General features: G+C 61.2%; 14 protein-coding genes and 1 tRNA gene. 5 read left to right on the plus strand and 10 right to left on the minus strand.

Annotated elements, in window-relative coordinates:
- Window positions 1–3: 3 nt before the first annotated feature.
- The gene (locus tag AC1RTP_RS20610; protein WP_498610020.1) at window positions 4–855 is read right to left on the minus strand and encodes an MOSC domain-containing protein; all 852 of its coding nucleotides are present in this window, start codon (window positions 853–855) and stop codon (window positions 4–6) included.
- A 59-nt stretch (window positions 856–914) separates the two neighbouring features.
- A complete protein-coding gene (locus tag AC1RTP_RS20615) occupies window positions 915–2,321 on the minus strand; it encodes an NYN domain-containing protein (RefSeq protein WP_498610021.1) in 1,407 nt (468 codons plus the stop codon).
- A gap of 66 nt (window positions 2,322–2,387) precedes the next feature.
- Here AC1RTP_RS20615 and AC1RTP_RS20620 point away from each other — a divergent pair, with 66 nt between their 5' ends.
- Complete coding sequence (locus AC1RTP_RS20620) at window positions 2,388–2,873, plus strand: nuclear transport factor 2 family protein (protein ID WP_498610023.1); 486 nt, start codon at window positions 2,388–2,390, stop codon at window positions 2,871–2,873.
- A gap of 5 nt (window positions 2,874–2,878) precedes the next feature.
- Here AC1RTP_RS20620 and AC1RTP_RS20625 read toward each other — a convergent pair whose 3' ends face one another.
- From AC1RTP_RS20625 to ychF, 3 genes are all read right to left on the minus strand, one after another.
- The gene (locus AC1RTP_RS20625; RefSeq protein ID WP_498610025.1) at window positions 2,879–5,224 is read right to left on the minus strand and encodes a BACON domain-containing protein; all 2,346 of its coding nucleotides are present in this window, start codon (window positions 5,222–5,224) and stop codon (window positions 2,879–2,881) included.
- Window positions 5,225–5,566: 342 nt separating this feature from the next.
- Window positions 5,567–8,203, minus strand: coding sequence for a BACON domain-containing protein (locus tag AC1RTP_RS20630; protein WP_498610027.1), 2,637 nt, complete (start codon window positions 8,201–8,203; stop codon window positions 5,567–5,569).
- A gap of 126 nt (window positions 8,204–8,329) precedes the next feature.
- A complete protein-coding gene (gene ychF, locus AC1RTP_RS20635; RefSeq protein ID WP_498610029.1) occupies window positions 8,330–9,421 on the minus strand; it encodes a redox-regulated ATPase YchF in 1,092 nt (363 codons plus the stop codon).
- 69 nt (window positions 9,422–9,490) lie between these two features.
- Between ychF and AC1RTP_RS20640 the strand changes: the two genes are divergently transcribed.
- From AC1RTP_RS20640 to AC1RTP_RS20650, 3 genes are all read left to right on the plus strand, one after another.
- Window positions 9,491–10,030: a DinB family protein gene (locus tag AC1RTP_RS20640; RefSeq protein WP_498610031.1), complete on the plus strand. Its 540-nt coding sequence runs from the start codon at window positions 9,491–9,493 to the stop codon at window positions 10,028–10,030.
- Window positions 10,031–10,143: 113 nt separating this feature from the next.
- Window positions 10,144–13,374, plus strand: coding sequence for a DUF2339 domain-containing protein (locus AC1RTP_RS20645; RefSeq protein WP_498610033.1), 3,231 nt, complete (start codon window positions 10,144–10,146; stop codon window positions 13,372–13,374).
- On the plus strand, window positions 13,371–14,756 hold the full coding sequence (locus AC1RTP_RS20650) for a DUF3999 family protein (protein WP_498610035.1): 1,386 nt from the start codon (window positions 13,371–13,373) through the stop codon (window positions 14,754–14,756). Before AC1RTP_RS20645 ends, AC1RTP_RS20650 begins: the two co-directional genes overlap by 4 nt.
- Here AC1RTP_RS20650 and pth read toward each other — a convergent pair.
- Both pth and AC1RTP_RS20660 read right to left on the minus strand, forming a co-directional pair.
- Window positions 14,753–15,337: an aminoacyl-tRNA hydrolase gene (pth, locus tag AC1RTP_RS20655; RefSeq protein ID WP_498610037.1), complete on the minus strand. Its 585-nt coding sequence runs from the start codon at window positions 15,335–15,337 to the stop codon at window positions 14,753–14,755. The two genes, AC1RTP_RS20650 and pth, sit on opposite strands and share 4 nt — an antisense overlap.
- A gap of 95 nt (window positions 15,338–15,432) precedes the next feature.
- The gene (locus AC1RTP_RS20660; protein WP_498610039.1) at window positions 15,433–15,897 is read right to left on the minus strand and encodes a YybH family protein; all 465 of its coding nucleotides are present in this window, start codon (window positions 15,895–15,897) and stop codon (window positions 15,433–15,435) included.
- 76 nt (window positions 15,898–15,973) lie between these two features.
- On the opposite strand from AC1RTP_RS20660, the gene AC1RTP_RS20665 reads away from it, so the two are divergent.
- Window positions 15,974–16,798, plus strand: a complete 825-nt coding sequence (locus tag AC1RTP_RS20665; protein ID WP_498610041.1) for an N-acetylmuramoyl-L-alanine amidase-like domain-containing protein — start codon at window positions 15,974–15,976, stop codon at window positions 16,796–16,798.
- 44 nt (window positions 16,799–16,842) lie between these two features.
- Here AC1RTP_RS20665 and AC1RTP_RS20670 read toward each other — a convergent pair whose 3' ends face one another.
- From AC1RTP_RS20670 to AC1RTP_RS20680, 3 genes are all read right to left on the minus strand, one after another.
- Window positions 16,843–17,436, minus strand: coding sequence for a 50S ribosomal protein L25/general stress protein Ctc (locus tag AC1RTP_RS20670; protein WP_498610043.1), 594 nt, complete (start codon window positions 17,434–17,436; stop codon window positions 16,843–16,845).
- 112 nt (window positions 17,437–17,548) lie between these two features.
- Window positions 17,549–18,499 carry a ribose-phosphate pyrophosphokinase gene (locus tag AC1RTP_RS20675; protein ID WP_498610045.1) on the minus strand — a complete coding sequence of 317 codons (951 nt, stop codon included), beginning with the start codon at window positions 18,497–18,499 and terminating at the stop codon, window positions 17,549–17,551.
- A gap of 110 nt (window positions 18,500–18,609) precedes the next feature.
- Window positions 18,610–18,686, minus strand: a tRNA-Gln gene (locus AC1RTP_RS20680).
- Window positions 18,687–18,704 lie beyond the last annotated feature (18 nt).

An 18,704-nucleotide genomic window follows, 5' to 3' on the forward strand; every position in this document is an offset into this window, starting at 1 on the left:
CTACTAAAACGACAGTGTAACCTCGATTTGGTCGCCAACCGATAGTTTTACGCCATCACCCGTTGTAACGATTGCATTCATGCCGAAGCAGATGCCGCCATCGACTTCCGGCTTGGCGCGGTAGCTTTGCAGGATGTCCAGCGGGTCGGGGCCGAATTCGCCGGTGGACTGGTCAACCGACGGCATAGGACAGCGCGCGCAGGGCTTAACCGGCTTCAGGACGGCCTCGCCGATGCGGAATGCTTCGGTGTAGTCCTCTTCAAAGGCATCCAGGTCGCCGACGATCAGGTTGGCGCGGAAGCGGTTCATCGGCAGCGGCTGGCGGCCCTGCTGCTGCAGTTTCTCATTGAGGTCTTGCAAGGAACCGGTGCCGATCACCAGGATCGGGTAGCCGTCGGAGAACAGGGTTGGGTGCTGGTCGCCATTGGTCCATTTGCCACTGGTCAGGCGCTTTGCGTTGGCGTGGAAGCGCACCAGGCGGCATTCGATGCCGAGGAACTTGCTGAACCAGGTGGCGGTGAGGTCGTCGCAATCGTAGGCGAGCACGGTATCGTCCCAGACCTGGACTTGCAGGCTTGGCGCGGTCTCCGGATCCGGCAGGCCCAGGGGGATCTCCAGTTGCAGCATGCCGGGCGCGCGCAGCTCCATGGTTTCCGATTTCAGGCGCGGCACGATCAGGGCCATGCGCGGATGCTCACGCTGGGTCAGGGCGATGCCGTTGGCGTCGACCAGCATCCATTCACGGTCGTAGATTTGCTCGGTCATCAGGCCGGCGCGGGTGAGCGTCGCATGCTTCAGCGACAGGCCGGCGCAGGACTTGATCGGGTAGAGTGTGAGTTCGGAGATGAAGGGCATAGTGCCCGGGAGTATGGCAGAAAAAACATCGCCGTGCGTTGCACGGCGATTGTTCGAAATTACGCTTCTGCTTTCGGCTTCTTCGGCAGCTTGCTGCGCGCGGAAGGCTTGTGCATGCCCGGCTTCTTGGCGCGCTTTGGCGCCTCCACTGCCGCCGCTTCTGCCACCACCGCAGCTTCGGAAGCCGCAGCCAGCACCGCCTCCGCCTGCTGCACCGCTTCCGCCGCATCGGCCGCGGCTTGCGCTACCTTGCTGCCGCGCGAGCTGGTCTTCTTGGCAGCCGGCTTTTTGGCCGCAGCACGGGTGCGCTTGGCAGGAGCTTTAGCAGGCGCTTCGGCCGGGGCTTCAGCGACGGCCTCCACCACCGGAGCAAGCTCCTCTACTCCCGCCACGGCGGCAACTTCGGCATCTGCCGGAACTTCAACTGCTGCAGCAGCGGGCACTACATCGCCCTCGCCACGGCGCCCGCGGCCGCCACGGTTGCCACGATTACGGCGGCCATCGCGGCCTTCGCGCTCGCGGCGCGCTTCGCCAGCTTCGCCCTGCGCAGCGGCAACGGCTTCCTCCGCGCCCTCCGCCGACTCGCCAGCGACTGCATCTGCAGCCGGCTCCTGTTCGGCCGAAGCCTCAGTCACAGGCAGCACCACCGGCTGGTTGCCACGGTACACATACGCGCCCGACTTTTCATCGCGACCGAATTCCAGCAAACCGCGCGCCTTCATTTCTTCCAGCAGGTTGCCGAAGGTACGGAAACCGTAATACGACTCGCTGAAGTCCGGCTTGCGGCGCTTGATCGCTTCCTTCAGAACGGATGCCCAGATCTTGCCCTCGCCACGCTCCGCAGCCAGTGCGTCGAACGTGGTGTAAGCGATCTCGATGCACTGGTTGCGGCGCTTGTCCATCTCCTCGCGGCGGCGCTTCTCTTCTTCCGGCGTACGCTTAGGCTGCTGCTCGCGCGAATCACGAGTAGCCTGGCGCTGGCGGCGCGATTCGCGCACCAGGTCGTCGTAGAAAATGAATTCGTCGCAGTTGGCCACCAGCAGGTCGGAAGTCGAATCCTTCACGCCCACACCGATCACGCGCTTGGCGTTTTCACGCAGCTTGGACACCAGCGGCGAAAAATCGGAGTCGCCGGAAATGATGACGAAGGTATTGACGTGGGCCTTGGTGTAGCACAGGTCCAGGGCATCGACCACCATGCGGATATCGGCCGAGTTCTTGCCCGACAGGCGCACGTGCGGAATTTCGATCAGTTCGAAGTTTGCCTCATGCATTGGGGCCTTGAAGCCCTTGTAGCGGTCCCAGTCGCAGTATGCCTTCTTGACCACGATGCTGCCCTTCAGCAGCAAGCGTTCCAGGATAGGCTTGATGTCGAATTTCTCGTAGTTGGCGTCGCGGACGCCCAGTGCGACGTTTTCGAAGTCGCAGAACAGTGCCATGCTGGCGTTTTCGTTGGGTGAAGCCATGGTAGATATCTCTTGTGCACAATCTGACGATTATACTATTCCGCTAACTTAGACCGAGGAGACAATATGAAGCACCTGCTGATCGCCGCCGCCACCGCCCTCATGATGCACAGCGCCCTGGCAGCCGATCCCGACACCGAATTCCGCCAGCAGGTCAACGCCTTCGTCGACAGCTGGCATGACGACGCCGCCAACACCCGTCCCGACTACTGGGACAAGTTCACGCCGGACGCCGTCTTCATCGGCACCGACAAGAGCGAAGTGTGGAGCTACAAGGAATTCAAAGCCTGGGCCAAGCGCTTCTGGGACCGCAAGAAGGCATGGAGCTTCACCGCACAAAAGCGCAATGTCTACTTCTCGCCGGATAAAAAAGTCGTGTGGTTCGACGAACAGCTGAACACACAGATGGGAACTTGCCAGGCCAGCGGTGTTCTGCTCAACACCGGCAAGGGATTCAAGATCGAGCACTACCAGCTCTCGCTGGCAGTGCCCAATCCTTTGATGGACAGCTTCGCTAAAACCATCCGCGAATTCGAAGCCAAGAAACCGTAATCCGTTCAGGGACCGACCGCGATGATTGCCATCATCGGGTCGTTGGTCAAGCCGATCAGCATCATGCCGTCAGAGGACACGACCATCTGGCGCGGAATCAGGCTGTGTCCATCACCGGCAAATTTGAACTGGTTCACTTGCGTGTTAAAGATGTTGTGCATCCAGACGTCATAAGGTTGATTAGCGCCCTGGATACCGCAATAGCTGCGGCCCAGGGAATCTACCTCTACATTGTTCGGATATGGCAAGCCGCCCGGGAGTGAACCGATATTCTTGAAACCAAGGGTGCTGAAAAGTTGGCACTTATAGGGGAAGGCGCTCGCGGTGAAAAACTCACCCGCGTCATAGCTAGGCGCAATATCCTCCAAATCGCTGTTAACAGGCCCGGCATAGGTCGTATGCAAAGTCCCACCTGCGATGGACGTGAAATCGAGGTCAAAAGCTCCTGTCGTGGTGTACAAACGACCAAACTTGGTCACGGCTCTGAGTGTGCCCAACTGCGTGCTGAAGCGCTGTCCAGTGCTTGCCCGGAACGCATCCCCTGCGCTGGTCAGTACAATTTCTTCGCCATTCGGATGTGCTGCTAAGAGTCCCGAATCTGGCTTAACGTCGCTGCGCAGGCTCCAGGAATCCTGTTTAGCCAGGGTTTGCGCGTTCAATACGACAACATTGCGGTTGAGCATGTCATACACGTACAGGCGGTCGCCGTTAGGGCTGATTGCCATATCGCCGAGCGCGCTGCCCAACGCAGCACTGCTGGCGACCTTCTGGCCAGTGTAGACGTTGTAGGCATCGAGCGTGCTGCCGCCATTGTGGACGTAGACCAACGGACGGATCACGTCTGCCAACACCTTGGTGTAAGTGGTCCTGATTTCCGTTTTGCCGGCCGGTGTCGCACTTCCTTTCCACAGTGCTACACGAATGACTTCCGGCGTAGTGACGCCAACTGAAGTCGTGGTGAGGGTGACTGTGGCATAGCTGATCGAATCGACTGGCAATCCAGTGGGGTCGCCAGTCAAGGTCAACGAATCGCCATAACGCGCGATCGTAAGCCAAGGTTGATTTGACGTTGCCGTCCAAGCGGTATGGTAGCCAAAATTATCACGAACATCGACGTTGCGGATCAAGCGCGACCAGCCAGGCACCGACACCATGGCCACCCCGGTTTCCGCCGGGAGAACTTTCTTCTGATCGCGGTTCATGGTCAATACGACCGGCCTTACCACTGTATCGCCATTGACCTGCACCGTAGCGTTCACTACAGCGTTGGTGCTGCCAACTGGAGCGCTGTCTGCGTTCGGCGTGATCTGGATCGTGGTACCGTCTTCATTTACTTGGCTGCTACGCGCCGATACGCTCGCCCACGATGGCAAGGGACTGAAGGTCCATGGCCAGCTGTTTTTCATGGTGTTGAGCTGCATCATGAGGTCCTTGGCCTTGAAGTCACGTCCGAACGTACCGCCGAAAGTGACGGTATCGGCCGACACGGTCAAGGTGGGCTTAGTCAAGTCTAGCGATACCAGGAAGTTGCCATCCTTGGCATTTGGCGAATGCAGCATAAGGTTGCCGACATAGTGGCCACTGGCCAGGCTGCCCTTGGCGGGATCGACGGTCAGGGCAAATGTTCCGGGCAAACTGCCGCTGGACGGCGTAACTCCAAGCCATGCTGCATTGCTTTCGGCAGTCCAGTTGCCGCCGCCGTCAAGATTGAAGCTGAATTGATGCGGATCGATCGGCGCCCCGTTGATAGCGGTGAACGCCATGCCAGTTTGGCTGACAAGGGCAAAACTTTGCGCGTTGGTGGTCAGGCTGGCGTTCAAAACGATCTGCTGGCCATCGGTAGAAGCAACTGTGATGATGCCCGACAGAACACCCACTGTCGCCTTGCTGGTATCGAATTCCACCGCAAAACTACCGTTCCCGGTACCGCTGGCATTCTTCAGGATTAGCCAAGGGGAGGTGGTAGTGGCAGTCCAATTCAACGGCCCCGCCTGCACGGCGACAGTCACCGGAGAAGGTGCGAGCCCGCCCAAGTTGAAGGTGGGGAATAAAGGACTATTCGGCTGCGCTACCAACTTCGTCGTGCCCGCCAGCACGGTGATGTCATAAGGCAGTTGCATTGGCGAGCCAGGGAAATGTTGGCTGCACGCTTGGTCACGACACAGGTTAACAGTGAAATTACCCTTGTAATTGCCAGGCGTTAACGAAGCGCTGGTCTGCAGCACTGCGGAGTACTGCGAAGGCGTCTGGCTAACGATATTTGCGGTCGGCAGCAACACGCCAGTGGTATCGACGACCTTGGCGTAGACAGTGCCATTGAAATCGGCGGGGCGATTGACGCTTGCGTTCACGGTGACCGTCGTGGACGTGCCTGAGGGAGTCGAAACGGTGGCAGTACCAGGGTTGAAGGTGAGTGCAGCAGCTGTGGTTGGGCCGGTGCTCCCGCCGGTGGTGGGGCTAGTGCTACCGCCGCCACCGCCGCCGCCGCATGCTGTCAGCAGCACCGCGCAAGCGATAAGGCAAGCTGCGGCGCGCTGATGGAAAAATTGTTCTAGCACAAGAGGCCTTTGCAAAAATACAAAAGCCTGAAGCTTACTTTACTGCACTTATAAAAGTCTCACCAATTATCACATTACTAAAATAAGGGGTGATTCAGGCAAGTCAGGATATAAATTGCGACTTGCCTGCAACACTTATGGGCCGACGGCCATGATCGACAACACCGGAGTCTGGGTCAGGCCGATCAGCATCATGCCATCCGCGCTGACCGCCATCTGGCGGTATTGCAAGGCCGCGCCGATGCTGGAGAACTTGAATTGCTTCAGCTGGACGCCGGCGCTGGAGTGCAGCCAGACATCGACTGCATTGTTGAGGCCAGCTGCGCCACAATACGCGCGGCCAAAGCTGTCCACCTTGACGCTGTTCGGGTACAGCGAACCGCCAGGAAGATAGTTGAGGCTCTTCAACGTCACGCCATCGTTAATGCCGCATAAGCCCGTGTTGGCGTTAGCGGAGTAGACACGTTTGCCATCGAGGCTGACAGCGATATCCGCTCCATTCGAACCGGCGCTGAAGCTGCCCGCGGTGGCCACGTTCAGGCCGCCGTTCGATATCTCCGTGTAATCGAGGATGTATGCCTTGGTCGTTGATGGAGCCTGGAGAGCATCCAGCACGTACAAGCGTTTGCCGTCGCGCGTGGCATCCATGGCGCCATTCAGCTGGACTGCCGTACGCTGGCCATCAGAGACGCGGAACGCATCGCCCGTGGTGGTCAGCAAAAACTCTTTGCCGTTCGGGCGCACCGAGATCAGGCGCGACATAGGGCTGGCGGCACTACTCAGGACCCAGGCGTCCTGCTTGGCCAGGGTTTGGACATTCACCACCACTACGCTCTTGTTCGCCGTGTCATACACATACAGGCGGTCGCCGTTCTGGCTCATCGCCATATCGCCCAGTGCGCCACCCAGGGCCGTGCTGCTGGCGACTTTCTGGCCGGTGTACACATTGTAGACATCCAGCGTACTGCCACCGCCGTGGACATAGACCAGGGGGCGGATAGCATCGGCCAGCACTTTCCAGTAGGTACCGGGGATTTCGGTTCGCGCAACCGGAGCCTGGCTGCCCTTCCACAGCGCCACGCGCACAGTCTCAGGTGTGGTCACGCCAGCTGTACCGGAGGACAAGGTCACGGTGGCATAGCTGATCGTATCGTCCGGCAGCTGGGATGGGTCACCGGTCAGGGTCACCGTATTGCCGCTGATCGCCACATGCAGCCAAGACTGGTCCGAACTTGCCCACCAGCCGACGTCGGCGCCGTAGTTGTCGCTTACAGTGAAGGTGCGAACCAGGCGCGACCAGCCCGGAACCGACACCATTGCCAGGCCTATTTCGGACGGCAGGATTTTCTCCTGGTCGCGGTTAATGGTCAGCGCGATCGACTTGGTCAGCGTATCGCCATTGACCTTGGCCGTCGCAGTCACCAGCGCGCTCCTGCTGCCGGTCCAGAAGATGTTCGGGCTGGCATTGAACTGAACAGCGGTGCCGTCCATATTGGCCTGGCCGCTGCTCGCCGACACACTGGCCCAAGCCGGCAGCGCGCCGATAGTCCACGGCCAGTTGTTCTTCAGGGTGTTGAGGTACAGCGTCAGCTGCTTGGCCGAGAAATCGCGTCCTGACGGACCACCCAGGACAACGGTGTCGGCCGAGGTGGCGAGCGTTGGCTTGACCAGGTTCAGCGTCACGAGCAGGCTGCGGGGGGCGGCATCCGGCGATTGCAAGATCAGGTTGCCGTTGTAGGTCCCGCTCGCCAGCGCCACCTTGCTGGGGTCTACAGTCAGGTTCAGCTGGCCAGGCATGGTGCCGCTATTGGGGGTTGCGGAAAGCCAAGTGACATCGTTGCCTGCCGTCCAGGTGCCGCCACCAGGGATGCTAAAGCTGACTTGCTGAGGCGCGATCGTCGTGCCATTGATCGCTGTGAAGTTGAAACTGTTCTGGCTCGCCGTGAACGCCTTGCCGAGAGTATTCATGGTGGCGTGCAGCACGAAAAGCTGGCCATCGCTGGCCTTCACCGTGATGCTGCCCTGCTGGGCGCCCAACGCGGACTGGCTGTTGTCGAAAGACACGGTAAAGTTGCCATTGCCGGTCCCGCTGGCATTCTTCAAAACGAGCCAGGAAACGTCGGCGCTGGCAGTCCAGCTACGCTGTGTACCGTTCACGCTCACTGTCACCGGCGCCGGCGCAGGCGCGCCCTGGTTCAGAGTCTGGCTGAGCGGACCATTGGCCACGGCAATCAGGTTCGACGCGACAGCAGCCACCGTGAACTCATATGGCAACTGCATGGGCGAGCCTGGGAAATGCTGGGTGCACGCTTGGTCTTTGCACAGGTTCACGGTGAAATTGCCTTTGTAGGAACCGGGCGCCAGCGAAGTGCTGGTGTGCAAAATCGCCGCGTACTGCGTTTCAGTCTGGGCATCGATTCGTGCATTCGGCTGCAGCACCCCGGCGCTATCGACAATCGCGGCATACACCTGGCCATTGAAGTCGGCCGGGCGCTTGACGCTTGCCGTCACGAGGATGGTATTGGTCGAGCCGGACTCAAGCGCGGCGGTAACAATATTCGGCGAGAACCCGAGTGCCGCCGCAGTTGCCGGAGGCGGCGTATTGCCGGAGGTGTTGCCGTTATTGGCGCCGCTATTGGTTCCAGTGTTGGCGCCGGTGTTGGCGCCGGAACTGGTTTTGCTGTCGTTGCCACCACCGCCGCAAGCGGTCAGCAAGGCAAGGCACGCCAACAGGCAGGCCGCAGTACGACGTTGAAGGAAGAATTTCAGCACGAAAGGCCTTTGAAAAATTACAAAAGCCGCAAGCTTACCGAACAGCAACTAGTTAAAGTCTCTCCATCTGTCACACCGACAAAAAAAGCCGCGCAGTGCGCGGCTCTTCTCTTGGGGCAAACGGGATCAGACGTTGAACAGGAAATTCAACACGTCGCCATCCTTGACCACGTATTCCTTGCCCTCAGCGCGCATCTTGCCTGCTTCCTTGGCACCGGATTCACCTTTGAAGTTGATGAAGTCGTCAAACGCGATGGTCTGGGCGCGGATGAAGCCGCGTTCGAAGTCGGTGTGGATCACGCCAGCGGCTTGTGGCGCGGTGTCTCCCACGTGGATGGTCCAGGCGCGCACTTCCTTCACGCCGGCGGTGAAGTAGGTTTGCAGGCCGAGCAGCTTGAAGCCGGCACGGATCAGTCGGTCCAGGCCAGGTTCGGCCATGCCCATGTCGGACAGGAAGGCTTCCTTGTCGGCGTCGTCCAGTTCAGCGATTTCCGCTTCGATAGCGGCGCAGATGGCCACGATAGGTGCATTCTGTTCTTCGGCGTACTTGGTCAGCTGGTCCAGCAGAGGGTTGTTGCTGAAACCGCTGTCGGAGACGTTGGCCACGTACATGGCTGGCTTGGCGGTGATCAGGCACAGCGGCTTGATCAGCTCCATCTTTTCATCGTCAAGGCGCAGTGCGCGCACTGGCTTGGCTTCGTTCAGGTGCGGCACCAGGACTTCCAGCAGGGCCACCAGCTTGGCGGCATCCTTGTCGCCGGAACGGGCTTTCTTCTGCTCGCGGTGGATGGCTTTTTCAACGGTGCCGAGGTCGGCCAGCGCCAGCTCGGTCTGGATCACCTCGATGTCGTCCAGCGGGGAAACGCGACCGGACACGTGCACCACGTTGTCGTCTTCGAAGCAGCGCACCACGTTCACGATGGCGTCGGTTTCGCGGATGTGGGAAAGGAACTGGTTGCCCAGGCCTTCACCTTTAGAGGCGCCCGCCACCAGGCCGGCGATGTCGACGAATTCCACGATGGCAGGAACGATGCGCTCTGGCTTGACGACATCAGCCAATTGTTTCAGGCGCGGATCAGGCACCTCCACCACGCCGACGTTTGGCTCGATGGTGCAGAACGGGTAGTTCTCGGCCGCGATGCCGGCCTTGGTCAGTGCATTGAAAAGGGTGGACTTGCCGACGTTTGGCAGGCCGACGATGCCGCATTTGAGACTCATGGAAAACCTTTAAATATAATGTTCTGCTACGGAATTTTCCGCAAATAGACCAAGATTGTACCCCAGATCATGCCCGGAACCGCCCATATTGCCCTGCTGGCCCGCTACAACGAGTGGATGAACAACAAGCTTTACGAGGCGGCCGCCGCGCTGCCGCCGGGCGAGCTGGAGGCGGAACGCAAGGCCTTCTTCGGTTCCCTGCTGGCGACCCTGAACCATATCGCCGTGGCCGATACCATCTGGCTCAAGCGTTTCGCCAGCCACCCGCGCTTTGCCGCCGCGCTGGCGCCGGTTGCTGACCTGCCCGCGCCCGCCACGTTGGACCAGTTGCTGTTCGCCTCCTTTGGCGAGTTGCGCGAGCGGCGTGCCTTCCTCGACCGCCAGGTGCTGGACTGGGCTCCCACCCTGCGCGACGAGGACCTGGACGCGGTCATCTCTTATCAGCGCTATAACGGCGACGCCCATCACAAGTCCCTCGGCCAGTTGCTGCTGCATTTCTTCAACCACCAGACCCACCACCGCGGCCAGGCCACCACCTTGCTATCCCAGGCTGGCGTCGACGTCGGCGTGACAGACTTGCTGATGCTGGTGCCCGAAGCGGTGCTTTGAACAGGATCGAATCCTGATACGCCCCTGGGCGACTGGCGATACGGGTATCGCCAGGGCTTGCACTATTGTTACCGCTGGCAAATAATGCCAAGAGAACAATATAGGGAGCAATCATGGATTTGCTTTGGTTGATCGTTCTGGCGCTTGTCGCGCGATGGGCCTGGCTGGCCCGCCGCGATGCGCGCCAGGCACGCGAGCACGCGCTTCAACTGCAGCGCGACTTGGCTGCGGTGGAGATCGCGCTGTTCGAACTCCAGCAGCGCACTACGGCAGCAGCATCGCCAGAAGCCGCGAAGCCGGCCGTCGTTGTGCCGCCCACCGCACCGGCTCCGTCGAAGGCTGCCGAACGCGAGCCGCTGGTCGTCCGCACTTTGGTCACGCCTCCGCGGGCTTCCTCCTCCGCCCCGCCCCAGCCCGCGCCGGCGGCGGAATCGCGTATCGTTCCGGTCGACGAAGAAGCGCTGCGCCAGCTCGCAGCCAAACGCGAAGCTCCGAGCACGCCAGACCAAGCCTGGGCAGCCGCCAAGGAAGCCGCGCGCAACGACGCGCCGCCACCGCGCCCACCGATTCCACCGGAAACGCCGCGCCGTCCACCAAGCGAACCTCCAGCCTGGTTCAAAGCTGCACGCAACTGGCTGTTTGAGGGCAACCTGGTTGCCAAGATTGGCCTGCTGATCCTGTTCATCGGCGTCAGCTTCCTGCTCAAATATGCCGCCGCCCGCATCACCGTCCCGATCGAACTGCGCCTGGCCGGCATCGTGCTGGTCGACCTGGCAGCGCTGACCTGGGCCTGGCGCATCCGCAATAACAACCAGGGCGTCAGCCTGCCGCTGCAAGGCACGTGCATGGCCGTGCTGATGCTGGTGGTGTTTGGCGCCTTCCGCATCTACCACCTGATCCCCGGCGGCATGGCCTTCGTCATGCTGTTCCTGCTCACCATTGGCACCTGCCTGCTGGCGGTGCTGCAGAACGCCCAATGGCTGGCCATCTTCGGCATCGTCGGCGGCTTTGCGGCGCCGATCCTGGCCTCCACCGGACAGGGCAGCCATATTGCCCTGTTCAGCTACTACGCCCTCCTTAACGCCGGCATCCTGGCGATTGCCTTGATCCGCTCCTGGCGCGCCCTGAACTTGCTCGGCTTTGTGTTCACCTTCGCCATCGGCACGGCCTGGGGCGTGCTGCGCTACGAGCCGCAGTTCTATGCGTCCGCGCAGTGCTTCCTCGCGCTGTTCTTCCTGTACTACGTCGGCATTGCCGTCGCCTATGCCCACCTTGAAGCGCCCAAGCTGAAAAGCTATGTCGACGGCACCCTGGTGTTCGGCACGCCGATGCTGGCGGCCAGCCTTCAATTCGGGCTGGTGAAAGGCTTCGAGTTCGGCATGGCCTACTCCGCCCTCGTTCTCGGTCTGTTCTACGGCGTACTGTCGATGGTCCTGCAGCGCCGCCGCGCCACTTACGGCTTGCTGGTAGACGCCTTCACCGCGCTGGCCGTGGTGTTCGGCACGCTGGCGATTCCGATGGCGCTTGATGGCCGCTGGACTTCCGCGGCCTGGGCACTGGAAGGCGCCGGCATTGTCTGGATCGGTTTGCGCCAGCGCCAGCCGCTGGCCTGGGGCTTCGGCCTGCTGGTACAACTGGGGGCGTGGCTTAGCTTTGTCGGCGCGATCACTGGCCTGGACAAGGAAGCCGCGCTGCATTCGAACCTGTGGCTGGGCTTCCTGCTGCTCGCAATCAGCGCATGCATCATGGCCATGCGCTTCCGAAGCCATTCCGAACAGGACGGCAACGGCAGCCTGGCTTTGCTGGGCGGCCTGTTCCTGGCCGGTTCCGCAGCGTGGCTGATCGGCGGCGCCTGGACCGAAGTCGTGCTGCGCACCACCGGCACCCTGCAAGCCAATCTGCTGGTAGCCAGCGCACTTGGCGCAGCCGTCGTGATGGCCTTGATCTGGCGCCGGCTGGCCTGGCCAATGGCGCGCGCATTAAGCATGGCGGCGCAATTGCTGGCCGGCCTCGTGCTCGCCTTCCTGATCACGCGCAACGGACAGATCGCTCCCGTGTCGCCGGACCTGTTCGCAACACCTATCGTCGGCAGCGTGATGCTGCTCGCGGGTGCGCTTTTCACCGCCTTGATGCTGAAGCGCCATAGCGAACAGACGCAGATGTCGAACGCGGTGCTCGCATACGCCGGCATGTGGTGGCTTTTCGTGGTCGCTCCAACGCTCTCCAACTGGCTGCTGGCCCATTACGAAATCGTCACCACTGGCACGTTCGACGCGTATAGCGCGCTACGCGCAAGCGCCTACAGCCTGCTGATCGCCGCCACGACGCCATTGGTCCTCAACTTGGCGAGGCGCCTGCAATGGCCTGCGCTGGATTCCGCGGCGATTCCTGCCTGGCTGCTGTTTGGTGTTTCGACCGTTTCCATGCTCGGCGTGCTGTATGGCCGTGGCGGCATGCCGGTCGGCGAAGAATGGGTCGCCTACGCCGCATTGTGGCTGCTGTCCGAATGGATGATGCGCAGCGCGTTCTTGCCGCGGGCCGCATTGGTACTGCTGCATACCGTACGCACAACCGGGCCATGGCTGATGATCTGGCCGGTCGGCGCCTACTGGATTTCGCGCGGGTTGGAAGGCAGCGGCGCCGATCCTGCCTGGGCCAACTTCCTGCCGGCCTGGCTGATGATGGGCGGCCTGGCATGGGTGATTCGCCGCGTGCGCGCCGATGGCTGGCCGGTCAAGCCTGTCGCTGCCTGGTACCGCGACGTGCTGCTGCCGCTGGGCTGTGCGTGGTCGCTGCTGCTGGTCGCAGTATGGAACCTGACGCAGGATGGCGCCATGGCGCCCCTGCCCTACGTCCCGCTGGCCAACCCGCTCGACCTGACCAGCGTGTTTGCACTCCTGCTGTCGATCGCCGCCTATCGCTTGCTGCGCGACGTGCTGGAGCCGTACCGTCCGCAGTTGCTGGCTATCGCGTCGCTGGTGGCCTATGCCTGGTTCAACCTGGCACTGCTGCGCACCGTATCGAATTACATGGGCGTGCCTTACAAGTTCGATGAGCTGTTCGCGTCGCAATTCGTGCAGGCGATGCTGTCGCTGGTGTGGAGCGTGACGGCCCTGGTGCTGATGCGCCTGGCCGCGCGCAGGCAAGAGCGCAAGCTGTGGATCGCCGGCGCAGCGCTACTCGGCGTGGTGGTGGCCAAGCTGTTCCTGGTCGACCTGTCCAACGTTGGCGGTGTCGAACGCATCGTATCCTTCCTCGGCGTTGGTGCGCTGATGGTCGGTATCGGCTATCTCGCCCCCTATCCGTCGGACCGCGACGGGGAAAAACGCAAGGAGGCCGCATGAACACCCTGCTTTTCGCCGCAGCGGTGGCCGCCGCTGCGCCAAGCGACGTGCCGCAGGATTACACCCACGTGATCCCGCTGGCAGTCAACGGCAAGCCAAGCGTGGTGCAGCTGCAGCTGCCGCGTGACGCCTATCTGAATGCGCGCTCGCCGGCCCTGAATGACTTGCGCGTGTTCGATGCCAACGGAGTGCCGCAGCCGTTCGCGCTGCGCCACCCGGAGGCCTCACCGACCATCACGCAGCGCATCCTTCCGGTACGCATCTTCCCCGTGATGGCCGAACGCACGGACGCACCGCTGGCAGGGCTGGAGGTGAACATTGGTACCGATGGCCGCATGGTATCGGTGCACTTGCCTGCGGCGCGTGATGCCGCAACTTCGCACGCGCCGCAACGACTGGCCGGGCTGGTGCTCGACTTGCGGCAGGACGCCAGCGCAGAACCTCCCTTGATCGATGCCCTGCAATTCACGCTACCGCCCGGGCGCACTACCTACTCGGGCCAGGTGTGGCTGGAAGCCAGCGACGACCTGAAGCGCTGGGATGCCATTGGCGTTGCTGAACTGAGCTGGCTCGCCAATGACAGCGCGGAAACGCTGGCCAATGACAAATTGGAATTCCCGGCGCGCCAGATGCGTTATGCGCGGCTAAGCTGGCGTGGCGGCGAGCCGCTGCATTTCGCCGGCATCAGCGCACAGTCACCGGTACAGGGCACGGCAGCAGCGCCGACGGAGTCGCTGCTGCTTCCAGCACAGCAAGGCCGCGAAGCACGCGACCTGCAGTACGCCATACCTGCCGGCGTCGCGCCGCAACGCGTGGGACTGCAAATCGACAGCGGCAATGTGGTGCTGCCTGCCATGCTGGGCAGCTATGTCGAAATGCGCCGTTCCGGCCAGTTCCGTTTTGAACCCGCTGCGCGCACCACTTTCTATCGCCTGGAACAGGATGGCAAGGCGCGCACATCGGGCGATATCGCGGTACCGTCCTGGCTCGGCTCACGCTGGGTGCTGCGCTTCGACCAGCCGCTTGCGAGCAAGCCAGCGCTGCGCGTGAGCTGGGAACCGTCTACGCTGGTGTTCGTCGCAGGCGGCACTCCGCCCTATTCTCTTGCCGTGGGGCGCGACAAGGCTGCACCGGCGGCGCGCGACATCGGTGAAGTGGCGCCGGGCTTCACGCCTGCTGAATTGCGCAAGCTTGATCGCGCAACGGCCAGCCCGGCGCAGGCGCAGGCGGAAGCGCTGGCCAGCGCCGCAAAACGTGCGGTGGAAGACAACAGCTCCGCCCAACGCCGCCTCATGGTTTTATGGGGCGTGCTGGTGCTCGGCGTGGTCGTGGTGGCGGGAATGGTCTGGCGCCTGCTGCGGCAGGCCGGCAGCACGACTTAAGGAGTATGCAGCTCCATCGTCGCCTTGGTGAAATCGCCAGCGACGGCGGTGGGGATGATGCGCAGGGATTTTTCGATCGCTTCTTCGATCAGCAATTGCTCTTCGCGGCGCGGACGGTGGAGCACGAAGTCTGCCACAGGCTGGTTCAGGTTCAGCGTGCGCGGGTGGCCAATGCCGATGCGCAGGCGCCAGTAATCCTGGGTGCCCAATGCTGAAGTGATGTCCTTCAAGCCGTTATGGCCGCCCGAGGAACCACCTTTCTTCAGCTTGGCCGCGCCTGGCGGCAGGTCAAGCTCGTCGTGCACCACCAGCACCTCATCAGGCTGGATCTTGTAGAAGCGCGCGATCGCGCCGACCGATTGGCCGGAACGGTTCATATACGTTTGCGGCTCCAATAGCCAAAGCTGGTTGCCGCCGATGATGGTCTTGGCCACCATGGCGTTGAAACCCGACTCGCGCTGCAGGCGCGCGTTCGGCAGCGAGTTGGCGAGATTGTCCACCAGCCAGAAGCCGGCGTTGTGGCGGGTTTGTTCGTATTCGGCGCCGGGATTTCCGAGGCCAACGATCAGGCGGATGGGCATGGTCTTGCGATTGCGAGTGCAAAACCGCTGATTATACCCGTGACCTCAACCAAGCAGCCCAGGCGCCATAGGCCGACGCGTGGCGCGCCACCGAATTATTTCGGTGGCGGATTGTCGGCGTTCCAGGTATCGCGCCAGTAAATCCATTTGCCGTGCACCTTCTTGTTCACGGACAGGAATTTGCCGGTCTCAACCACCTTGCCGTCCTTGTCCTTCACGACATAGCTGCCGGACGACCAGCCCAGATTGCCATTGGCGCCGCCGTCGGAGGCCTCGCCGAAGCTGAACACCATGCCGGCCTTTCCTGCGCCCTGCGCTTCCGTCACCAGGAAGTCGCGAATCGCGGCGCGGCCTTTCACTGCTGGCGCACCGGGCGGCATCAGCACCGCGTTCTCGTCGTACAGCTTGGCGATTGCCTCGCCATCCGCAGCCGTGAAGGCCTTCAACCAGTTCTGGTCGAGGGCCTTGATCCCCGCCATATCGGCCTTGGCATCGGACGCAAACACCGGCGCCGAAAACACGGCAGCCAGCACCATCACCCCTGCAAGTTGCACTTTCATTTGGCAGCCCTCCTTGTGGTGAATTGTCCTCTCAGCATAGACTACTTGACGTTACTGTCTACCCATCGGATTCAAGATGCTTGCCAGCCTGATTCTTGCCGCTGCTTTGTCGTCGGCAGTCGATACAAAACCGATTTACCAGATGACACCGCAGGAAGCGGGCGCCTTCATTGCGGAAGAACGGCGCAGCGAGCCCGACCTGCGCAAGCGCATCGCCGCCATCGGCCGCCGCAATATCGGCCAGCCATACAGGCTGAACCTGCTCGGTGAATTTCCTTACGAAGCGCATGACAGCCTGCCCATGTACAGCCTGGAAGCCAGCGACTGCCTGGTGTTCGCCGAGCATACTTATGCGATGGCCCTCAGCGGATCGTGGGAGGAATTCTTCTGGACCTTGCAGCGCATCCGCTACAAGGATGGCGTGATCGGAGTCGCCAGCCGCAACCACTACATGGAGGTGGACTGGAACGTCAATAACCATTGGCTGCTGACCGACACCAGCAAGGGCGAGAGCTACTTGATGCGCGTCGACCGCGCCCAGTTCCTGAAAACCCAGCACAATGTTCAACGCGACATTCCGGTGCAGGACACAGTGGAGGCCTACCTGCCGGTGGAGCGCGCGGCACAGGAATTCAGCACACTGGGCGAAGGCGATATGGTGGAAGTGGTCTCTGTGCGCAAGGGCCAGCACATGGTGACCCACGTCGGCCTGGTGGTACTGGACGCCCAAGGCCAGCGCCGCTTCCTGCATTCCTCCGCCCCGGCGGTGCGCGAAGAGCCCTTCGAAGCCTTCATCGCGCGAACCCAGGCGCGCGCCAACAACGGCCTGGCGGGATTCAAGTTCTTGCGCCTGAACGCCCCCATCACGGTGCCGCCGGCGGCGCCCCAGCCCCGGCCATAAAAAAACCCCGCCGAAGCGGGGTTTTTCAGTGCAGCAAAAGAGGATTACTCTTTAGCGGCAGCAGCTTCAGCAGCAACAGCGCCGGCTGGCACGGATGCGGTAGCGATGGTTGCATCGGAACCGTGGGTCACGATGGTCACGCCTTTTGGCAGCTTCAGCTGGGAAGCGTGGATCGACTGGCCAACGTCCATAGCGGACAGGTCAACGCTGAGGAACTCTGGCAGGTCAGCTGGCAGGCAGGAGATTTCGATCTCGTTGGCCACGTGGCTGATGGTCGCAGCGTGCAGTTTCACAGCTGGGGAAACTTCAGCGTTTTCGAAGTGCAGAGCAACTTTCACGTGCAGTGGCTTGTTGGCGTCAACGCGCTGGAAGTCAGCGTGCAGAACCAGTTGCTTGAACGCGTGCATCTGGAAGTCACGCAGCAGCACTTTCTGTACCGAGCCGTCGATTTCCATGTCCAGGATGGACGAGTGGAAAGCTTCTTTTTTCAGCGCGTGGAACAGTGCGTTGTGGTCCAGAGCGATGTTCACAGGGGCTTCGGTGCCACCGTAGATGATGCCAGGGGTCTGGCCGGAAATACGCAGGCGGCGGCTCGCACCCGTACCTTGCAGATCACGTTTGAATGCTACAACTTTCATGGAATACTCCAAAAAATAAAACAAGGCTCGCGCCTTGTCGGTAAAAGAAGTGCCCCGCGACCAGGGCACTTCAACAAATCGGCCGCGGCTTGCGCCACGGCCGGAAAGACTTTTAGTCGACGAACAGGGAGATCACGGAATCGCCCTTGATAATGCGCTTGAAGGTCTCTGCCAGCAGCGGTGCGCAGGTCAGTTGACGGATTTTGCCGCAAGCCTTGGCCGCTTCGGACAGCGGGATGGTGTCGGTCACCACCAGCTCGTCCAGCGAAGAGCCGGAGATGCGGTCAATTGCCGGACCGGACAGCACAGCGTGGGTGCAGTAAGCGACCACTTTCTTGGCGCCGCGCTCTTTCAGCACTTCGGCAGCTTTCACCAGGGTACCTGCGGTGTCGACCATGTCGTCCATGATCACGCAGTTACGGCCTTCCACGTCGCCGATGATGTTCATCACTTCGGAAACGTTAGCTTTTGGACGGCGCTTGTCGATGATCGCCAGGTCGCAACCGAGGCGCTTGGCCAGTGCACGGGCACGTACCACGCCGCCGACGTCCGGCGACACCACCAGCAGGTTTTCCTCAGCCTTCTTCTGCAGGTCGCCCAGCAGGATTGGCGAAGCGTAAATATTGTCAACCGGGATATCGAAGAAGCCCTGGATCTGGTCTGCGTGCAGATCCATGATCAGGACGCGCTCGACGCCGGCGCTTTCCAGCATATTGGCAACGACTTTTGCCGAAATGGCCACGCGGGCGGAGCGCGGACGGCGATCCTGGCGGGCATAGCCAAAGTAAGGAATTGCAGCGGTGATACGGCCAGCGGACGCACGTTTCAGGGCATCGACCATCAGGATCAGTTCCATCAGGCTGTCATTGGTTGGCGCGCAGGTCGATTGCAGCACGAATACGTCCTTACCGCGGACGTTTTCGTTGATTTCGACCATGACTTCGCCGTCCGAGAATTTGGAGACGACTGCTTTGCCGAGTGGGATGCCGAGATTTTTTGCGACCCCTTCTGCTAAGGCTGGATTAGCGTTACCGGTAAAAACCATCAGGTTTTCGTAAGCCATTGGGAGTCCCGAGAGGTAGTGTTGAATTCTTTGAGGCACTCCTGCGTAACAGGAGTATTTGTCTTAACCCTGGCTGGAGACTGCTGCCTCGACAGGCCCAGGGAAAACGGTGGCAGGGGAACAAGGATTCGAACCTTGGTATGCCGGAATCAAAATCCGGTGCCTTAACCAGCTTGGCGATTCCCCTACTCTTAACTGACTGTCT

The sequence above is a fragment of the Pseudoduganella sp. GW821-FHT11H04 genome (assembly GCF_058807935.1).